The 223-nt window shown below is 35.0% G+C and carries 1 pseudogene; it reads left to right on the forward strand.

Features of this window, described 5'->3' with window-relative positions:
- A pseudogene (locus tag KO533_RS22555) lies at window positions 1–199 on the forward strand (hypothetical protein); the annotation flags it as partial.
- Window positions 200–223: the final 24 nt, after the last annotated feature.

Raw genomic sequence — 223 nt, forward strand, 5'->3', positions numbered from 1 at the left:
TCGCTTAACATGCGAAATTTATTATGTTTTTAATTGCAATCAAGTGAAGAATGTCAAATTAATAATGCCATTGGAACATACAACAAACAATGAGTTATTGGTCGGCATACTCGATGATGACCGCAACTATAACGCTAAATTATTAGATGGTCGGCAAGCCGATTTAATTAATGGCAATCAAGTGACGATTCGCCCATGACAGCCATTGTTATCAATTTTGATA

Source organism: Shewanella sp. NKUCC05_KAH (genome assembly GCF_019345585.1).
In the GTDB taxonomy this organism is placed as follows: Bacteria; Pseudomonadota; Gammaproteobacteria; order Enterobacterales; family Shewanellaceae; genus Shewanella; species Shewanella oncorhynchi.